The sequence below is a fragment of the Planktosalinus sp. genome (assembly GCF_059864935.1).
In genome coordinates this window covers 1-8,146 of record NZ_JCBCCK010000118.1, presented here as the reverse complement: position 1 = coordinate 8,146, position 8,146 = coordinate 1, and the positions used below count along the sequence as shown (strand labels likewise).

Annotated in this window: 7 protein-coding genes; 2 read left to right on the top strand and 5 right to left on the bottom strand. The window is 38.5% G+C overall.

Annotated features, from left to right (window positions below; all coding sequences use genetic code 11):
- Positions 1-1,538, bottom strand: a 1,538-nt coding sequence (locus AC6F75_RS05085; RefSeq protein WP_500713865.1) for a DPP IV N-terminal domain-containing protein, incomplete at its 3' end; no start/stop codon positions are given.
- Between the two features lie 263 nt (positions 1,539-1,801).
- Between AC6F75_RS05085 and AC6F75_RS05080 the strand changes: the two genes are divergently transcribed.
- Positions 1,802-3,097: a hydroxymethylglutaryl-CoA reductase, degradative gene (locus tag AC6F75_RS05080; protein ID WP_500713863.1), complete on the top strand. Its 1,296-nt coding sequence runs from the start codon at positions 1,802-1,804 to the stop codon at positions 3,095-3,097.
- Between the two features lie 68 nt (positions 3,098-3,165).
- On the top strand, positions 3,166-4,077 hold the full coding sequence (locus AC6F75_RS05075; RefSeq protein WP_500713862.1) for a GYDIA family GHMP kinase: 912 nt from the start codon (positions 3,166-3,168) through the stop codon (positions 4,075-4,077).
- A gap of 50 nt (positions 4,078-4,127) precedes the next feature.
- On the opposite strand, the gene AC6F75_RS05070 is transcribed toward AC6F75_RS05075, so the two are convergent.
- From AC6F75_RS05070 to AC6F75_RS05055, 4 genes are all read right to left on the bottom strand, one after another.
- The gene (locus tag AC6F75_RS05070; RefSeq protein WP_500713861.1) at positions 4,128-6,251 is read right to left on the bottom strand and encodes a peptidylprolyl isomerase; all 2,124 of its coding nucleotides are present in this window, start codon (positions 6,249-6,251) and stop codon (positions 4,128-4,130) included.
- A gap of 357 nt (positions 6,252-6,608) precedes the next feature.
- Positions 6,609-6,812 (bottom strand): hypothetical protein, encoded by a 204-nt coding sequence (locus tag AC6F75_RS05065; RefSeq protein WP_500713860.1) that lies wholly within the window; start codon positions 6,810-6,812, stop codon positions 6,609-6,611.
- Positions 6,802-7,350, bottom strand: coding sequence for an LPS export ABC transporter periplasmic protein LptC (gene lptC, locus AC6F75_RS05060; RefSeq protein WP_500713859.1), 549 nt, complete (start codon positions 7,348-7,350; stop codon positions 6,802-6,804). The genes AC6F75_RS05065 and lptC overlap by 11 nt, the downstream gene beginning before the upstream one ends.
- Positions 7,351-7,384: 34 nt before the next feature.
- Positions 7,385-8,146, bottom strand: a 762-nt coding sequence (locus AC6F75_RS05055; RefSeq protein ID WP_500713858.1) for a tetratricopeptide repeat protein, incomplete at its 5' end; no start/stop codon positions are given.

Below are 8,146 nucleotides of genomic sequence, written 5' to 3'. Positions count from 1 at the left end.
GAACCCGGTCCTGAATATTGAAACATAAACAAAGGGTATTTTTTATTGGGGTCAAAATCTTTCGGTTTGATTGTGTACATATTCAGGTCAAAGCCATTCAACCTGATAGTTGAAAACTCTTTGGGAGAAATTACATATCCTTCCAATTTTTTCTGTAAATCGCTATTGTCCCTGATTTCTCTAACAAGTTTTCCATCTTTCGCATTACGCAATGTAAAAACCGGAGGTGTGGTGGTATTTGAAAAAGTATGAATAAACAGGCTGAAATCTGCACTGAAAGCAGCTTCATTTCTGCCTGCTGTTACTGCCAATGGGGCTTTGTCTCTTCCGTTTACCCTGATGGAATAAACCCCGCTATTGATACTTCCGTTTTCAGAACTTTGGTAAAACACGCGATTGGTTTTTTCATCAAATCCGTAATAACGAATAACCTCCCAGTTGCCGTTTGTGATTTGATTGAGTAGTTTTCCGCTTTTGTCGTAATGATAAATATGATTCCAGCCACTTTTTTCGCTGGTCCAGATAAAGCTGTTGTCTTTTAAAAAAGTGAGGTCAAAAGTAACATCTACATAAGCATCATCGGTTTCCTTCAGGATGAGTGTGGATGTATTTGAAGCAGCGTTGTAAAAAATCAGGTTGAGTTCGTTTTGCTTTCTTCCCATCAATTGAAAACTCAAAATATCTTTATCATTGGTCCATTGTAATCTTGGGATATAATAACTATTAAACCCACTCAAATCTATGGTTGAAATATTTTTTTTATCAAGATCATATAGGTGTAAGGAAACTTCGGCATTTTTCTCCCCGGCTTTTGGATATTTAAACACTTCCTGAGTGGGATACAAACCTGTGCCGTAAACATCCATAGAAAACTCCGGGACATCGGTTTCGTCAAAACGGATAAACGCCAGCTTATCGCCTGTTGTGTTCCAGTCAAAAGCCCTTACGATATAGAATTCTTCTTCATACACCCAGTCGCCAATACCATTGATGATATGGTTCTTTTTCCCATCGGAAGTGATTTGTGATGTTTCACCGCTTTGCAGGTTTTTAATGTAGATGTTGTTTTCAAAACCGTAAGCAATTTTAGTCCCGTCAGGTGAAAAAAGAGGTTCCTGAATTTCGTTTTCAGAAACCAAAATGAGCTTTTTTGTGTCCAATTCATACACAAAATACTTCCCTAAGGTTGACCTTCTGTAAATGGATTTTAAGGAAGTGGCTATCAAAAGTTTGTTTTCATCCTTGCTGAAACCATAAGACACGATCTGATCGATTTCTGATAAATCGGCTGAGTTAATAAGCGTTTCTACTTTTTCTGAAGTGTTGTAATCATACACATCAACTGTTGATGCCTTTCTTGCCCTGTCATAATTTAAAACGGTGTACTGATTGCCGTTTTTCATCGAGTGGAGACGCTCCAGCGTATTGGTTCTAAATTCATTACCCCAAATTTCTTCAAGGGTAATTTGTTTGGTTTGAGCAAAAATTGAAACTGAAATAAGTAGAAAAGCGGGGATAATAGTTTTGAAAAGCTGCATGTTTTTTTCGTTAAAAAATTGTAAGGTCAAGTTTACTAAAAAATCTGCAAAAAAGGGCATTTTTAAGGTGTAAATTGTTAGTGTGGTTTTGGGGGTTAGAATTTCAATCATAGTAGTCCGGAATTGCCACTAAAGCACGAATAAATTAAAATCAAATCTATATGCAAATCCATTCTCTCAATATTGGATATCTCAAATTGTGATTTCCAATCGGTCAATTCCTCATTCGGAAGTTTTATCTTTGCACTTTCAATCTTAAATTTATGGCAAAAGCAGTGAGCGGGTTTTCAAAACTCAATAAAACTCAAAAAATAGACTGGTTGCTTGAACATTATTTTCACGGCGATCAATCTTTAAAGGAAGTTTTGCAGTCCTATTGGAACAGCAGCAACAAACTGCAGCAACTGCACGATGAGTTTATTGAAAATACCATCAGCAACTTTTATTTGCCGCTTGGCATAGCGCCTAATTTCCTGATTAACGGAAAACTGCACACCATACCGATGGTCATAGAAGAAAGTTCTGTGGTGGCTGCTGCCAGCAATGCCGCAAAATTCTGGATGGACAGGGGCGGGTTTAAAGCTGAAGTGGTTTCAACCCTTAAAAACGGGCAGGTACATTTCAATTACTTTGGCGAAAAGCAATCTCTTTTAGATGTTTTTGATGTAGTAAAACCAAAATTGCTTGATTCGGTTAAAGTACTTTCCAAAAACATGGAAAAACGTGGTGGTGGTGTTATTAACATCACACTGACCGATAAAACCGATCAACTCGAGAATTACTATTACCTGCATTGCACTTTTGAAACAGTGGATGCTATGGGTGCTAATTTTATCAACAGTTGCCTGGAACAATTTGCACAAACTTTTAAAAGCGAGGCTTTAAAAGAGGGACTTGATCTTGAAATTGTCATGAGCATACTTTCCAATTTTGTTCCGGAATGTTTGGTAAGAGCTGAAGTTTCCTGTAACATTGAACATTTAAACACGAGCGAATTTGAAGGCAGCTACTTTGCAGAAAAGTTTGTAAGGGCCATACAAATTGCCAATGCCGAACCCCGCCGGGCCGTGACCCACAATAAAGGCATCATGAATGGTATTGATGCAGTGATTCTTGCCACCGGAAATGACTTTCGAGCCGTGGAAGCCGGAGCACATGCCCATGCTTCCAGAAACGGGCAATACCAGAGTTTGACCCATGCAAGTATAGATGATGATACATTTAAGTTTTGGATAGAAATTCCGCTTGCCATTGGTACTGTGGGTGGTTTAACGTCGCTTCACCCACTGGTAAAGGTGGCTTTGGCAATGCTTCAAAAGCCATCTGCAAGGGAGTTGATGCAAATCATAGCCGTTGTGGGATTGGCTCAAAATTTTGCTGCGGTAAAATCACTAATCACCACAGGAATTCAGCATGGTCATATGAAAATGCACCTGAAAAATATACTGAACCAAATGCAGGCCACCGATGAGGAAAAGAAACTGGCATCCGCCCACTTTCAAAACACGCCCATTTCACACAGTGCGGTAATTTCATATATAGATTCACTTAGAAATTAAAGCATCAAAAAGAAGTGCAATGAAAACGGTGCTTCGACTCAGCAACCAGAAACTTGAAACCAGAAACCTTGAATAAACACTTTTACAGCAACGGAAAACTTTTACTCACTTCAGAATATCTGGTGCTTGACGGTGCTGAAGCTTTGGCTATCCCAACCGTTTATGGGCAGTCTCTTGAAGTAAAGCCCGGAGCTGGAAATATTTTGAAGTGGACGAGTCTTGATGAAAGAAATGAGGTTTGGTTTGAGGGGAAGTTTCAACTTGATAAAGCAATTTCAATAGATTCATTTTCAGACAAAAAAGTGGCTCAAACCTTACAACATATTTTAGCGGAAGCCAAAAAACTTAACCCGGTATTCCTTTCTGAAAATTCAGGTGTTGAAGTTGTCACTAAACTCAATTTCCCGAGAGACTGGGGATTGGGAAGTTCATCCACTTTAATCAATAACATCGCTCAATGGGCAAATGTGGATGCGTTTACGTTGCTTAAACACAGTTTTGGCGGAAGCGGTTATGATATTGCCTGTGCTCAAAACGATGTTCCTGTTATTTTTTCAAACAGCCAAACTCCCCCGGTGGTGAAAAAAATTGAACGTTTGAACTGGCCGTTTACAGATGAGTTGTTTTTTGTATATCTCAACAAAAAACAGGATAGTAAACAATCGATTTTTCACTACAATAAAATAGGGTCAGAAAAGCTCAGTTTTATTGAAAAAGCAAATCAAATCACCCGTGAAATTCTAGAAGCCAAAACACTTGAAGAATTTGAAGCTTTAATTGAGCAACACGAGTCGCTGCTTTCTGAAATGTTGCAATTGCCAAAAATTAAAGACCAATTGTTCAGTGATTTTCGCGGAAGCATAAAAAGTCTTGGCGGCTGGGGCGGAGATTTTATTTTGGCCACCGGAAAAGATGCTCCTTATTATTTTAGAAATAAAGGCTTCAGTGTAATTGTGCCTTTCAAAAAAATGATTAAATAAAAAAGCCTTTCTAAAATCTGAAAGGCTTCTTCATATAAAATTATTGAATGCTAATAAAAGTTTGCTCTTCGGTCGTCGATTTTCGCTTTCTTTTTAAGCGCATTGAACACATTTGTATTGATGTTTGAAGTTCTTCTGTTGTTAATTTGAGTAATGTGTGTCGAATAGTTTTGAACGTCTGCGGCTTCTGTTCTAGAAAGGACTCTCAACATATAAACACCATTACGTCCTTCAATTAATCCTGAGGTTTGACCTTCTGAAAGACCAAATGCGGCACCAACTACTTTTGGCTCGTTTCCTGCATCAGGTAAGGTTGGCACTTTTCTATTGAGTGCCGTGGCTTTTTTAACCTGAGTGTCTTGTTGAGAAGCAATATCCTCCAGTGTATTGCCTTTTATAGTCCCCATAATGCGCTTGGCTTTCTTTTCATTTCGAACCAAGGGCGTTACCGCAGCTGAAACCTCTGAAACCGGCATTAAACCTTTATCGGTTTTTGCAGTTACCTGAACGATGGCATAACCGTTTCTCACGTTAAATCTTCTAATGTCACCCACTTTGGTCCTTTTTTCAAATGCCCAGTTTACGATAGAGCGATTGTTTCCAATACCGGGAATGTTTTCCTCAAGTTCACCAATACGTCTAACAGGTCTTACATCAAGCATTTCCTCCCTGGCAACTTCAATAAAATCTGAATTGGAAGCATTGGCCTCAAAACGGGTGGCTTTAACAAAGGTTTGGTTAAGTGTTTCTTCAGAAGGCTGAATGTTTTTGATGACATTTACCACTTTGATGGCCTTTTGGACGTTTTTTTGATCTTCTATACTCAACACAAAAAACCCAAACTCTGTTTCAATAACCCCTTTATCCCCGGTTTTATTGTCGAAAGCAAAGTCATTGTATTCTTTGATGTTTAAAGAGCCTACAGTCAAATACCCTAAATCACCTTTGTTTGTCACTACATCTGGATCCTCAGAAAACCCAAGTGCAAGGGTTTCAAATTTTGAGTTGTCTCTTCTCAAAACATTTAGCAAACTGTCAGCAAGTGATTTGGCCTGTTCTTTGGTCCTGCTTTTTTTGACTGGAATTTCAAGTCCATCCCAAGCAATAAGGATGTGTTTAGCCTGAACTGAGTCTGCCATTTGACGGGTATCAATCACTTTGGTTAAGTTGAAACGCCCTTCGGTTCTGTAGGGTCCGTAAATTTCCCCCTTGTTGATTGCAAAAAGAGTATCGGCAACTTCTTCAGGTAGTTGATACTTAAAAAACCATCTGTCGTTGAGTTGACCGTCACTGTGTTGCGATACAAACATTGCATAATCAGTTGTTTCTCTAAAGCTTGGTAAAGTGTCGTTTGTTTGAGTAATTGAGTTGTATTTAATTTGAGGCTCAAGTAACGTGTTGATTTCAGCTTCAATTTCGGCTTCATCAGCAGACGACGGGTTTTCTTCAAACAAGACATACTGTATGTCCACAGCAGCATCTGCCTGATATCTTTCAGAATTGCGCTTGATGTAGTCTGCAATATCCTTTTCAGTTACCTGAATTTCATCATCGGGAATGTTTGAATATGGAATTTGCACAAATTCAATATCTACTTTGTCGTTTTCAAGTCTGTATTCTTTTTTGCCTTCAAAGCTGGTGGCTGTTAACCCCGCTCTGATCATATTGTAGTAAGTTTGTTCTAATGCTGTTTGTGAAATGCTTTTCTCAAACTCAATAAACTGTCTATATTGCTCAGGGGCATTTTCTTTTACATCTGCCAAATATTCCTGTAGCATAAAAGGGTCAAATATTCCTGCCTGATTTGAAAAGGTCGGGTTTCCCGAAAGGTTTTGTGCCAGGATGGTTGACAATTGGTCATCGCTTATTTGCAGACCCAAGTTTTCAATTTGTTCTCTTAACAACACCGAACGCAACTCGTTGTTCCAAACCACATTTGCGGCTTGAAGGTTGGTTGCATTGGTCCCCATATTTCTTAAGGCATTCTCAACCTTATTGATAAAATCAACTCTTGAGATATCATTTCCGTTTACGGTTGCAATGGTATTTTGTTCTTTGTTTGATGAAAATCCACCTCCATCAATCACATCCATAAAAACAAAGGCAAACAATGCCATTGCAATTATTACAATCAAGAATATTGATTGCTGCCTAATTTTATTTAATACTGCCATTTTTCTCTAAATTAAATAGGGGGCGAAAATACCAATTTTGAATTACTTTTAAAAACCTTATTGACCAAAAATTCCATTATTTTCAAAAATAGTTTATCGTATGAGGTTTTGTTTAATTTCCTGAACGAAAAGACAGAAACAATTTTCAATGCTTTTAACTCAGTTAGCTGCATTACAGTAATTTATACTATAATGATTAGTGATATTCTTAAAGAAGAAAAAAACAGGTGTAGCTGATTTAAAGTCTTCAAATTCTCCTTTGAAGTACTTTTAAAGAGTAAAAAGATTGAAAAACCAATTTCAATATCTCATTAATTGTATAAAAAAAGGAAATTAAGCCTATTTAAGGCGCAACATTTAATCATTTTTGTTCTGGCGCTTTTCCATTCTTCTTCGGAAGTTTCTCTTGAAGAAATACATAAAAAGGGCCACCGCTCCAAAAAACATAAAGAGATTAGCGCGGTCCGGCTCTGAATTCCAGCTGCTTATAACAGCAAAAACAGATAAAAAAAACATTACCAGATAGGCATATTCAAATATTTTATAGACTTTATTGTTCATCTTCTTCAGGTTTTTCGGTATTATCGACTATTTGCACCCCGACATTTTTTCGGGATAAAAAATTATTGAAATCTTCGCTGGAATCAAAACGCCCGCCGTCATTAAACGAACCGTCCTTGAACGTTATGCGATAGGGCTGGTCAGTAAAAATCCATTTGTTGTTTTGGTCCCAGTAGAGTTGATTGGCATTTAAAATCACGCTATCGGCAGTAATCAACACCACGTTACCTCTCAGGTCGACCAAATTGGCCTTGTCAAACTGAATTCCATAATCTGAGGTCACGGTGCCCTTCTCCCCCTTTTCATTCCAGAATTGCACTTCAAGACCGTCCGGAAATTCAGCAAAAGAGAAGTTGTAGTTTGAAAAATCTAGCAGTTTAGGCGTGATTAAGTTTGTTACGAGTTTGCCCGAGTCTGTGTACTTTAGATTCACTCCTTCACCTTCGGCTATGGGGCCAAGGTCTGCAATGGTGAGTTGTTGTTTTTCGCGATAGTTCCCTTCACAAGCAAAAAGCGTTAGGATTGTAAAAACAATCATAACGCTTTTTAGGCTATGTGAAAATATTTTCATTTTACAGGTTTGGAACAGTTACACTTCCACCTACCCAACATTGTCCAAATGAGATGGTCTTTCCTTCCATGCCCCTGTTAAAGATATCTGCCCGGCTTGGAGCACGTTGCATATAACTTTCAGCGGCGGCGTTGGCGTTTGCTGCAACCGAAGGGTCAACTCGTGCAGCAGTTCTGGCTAGATCAGCAGCCAACCAGTTTACAGCCCGTCTTTCAAAAACGTCCTCACCACAGTTGTTGGCACTTGATGAAATCATACTGGCTATTTGCAGGTATGCTCTACCATATGATGGTCTGGCATCAATCGCTCTTCTGTAAAAGCTTCTTGCAGTACCGAAATTATTAGCTCTTCTATAATTTTCACCCAATTTATAGAAAACATCAGCTTTTCTAGCGTTATTAGTTTCAAGTTCTGCAGATTGAATAAAATAATCTTGAGCCAGCTTGGCTTTACCATCTGCTTCAGCCAATTGGCCTAAATAATAGGCAGATCTTGACGAAGGATTCAGATTATGCAATTCCTGTACTAACTTAAAGAATAACGGGTCGTCACATTCTTTTGCCGAAAGTCTGCCGGCAGCCATTTGCAACCAGTCAATATTTGTTTTATTGTCATCAAATTCTCTTTGATACATAGGCACCAGGTTTTCACAATCTGCAAGGATACCCAGTTTACCTATGATACTCCCTTTAACCTGTGCATAGGCTCTCAGGTTAGTTTCTCCTGCACTAAGTAATCTTTCATCAGCTTGATTTAGTTTAGC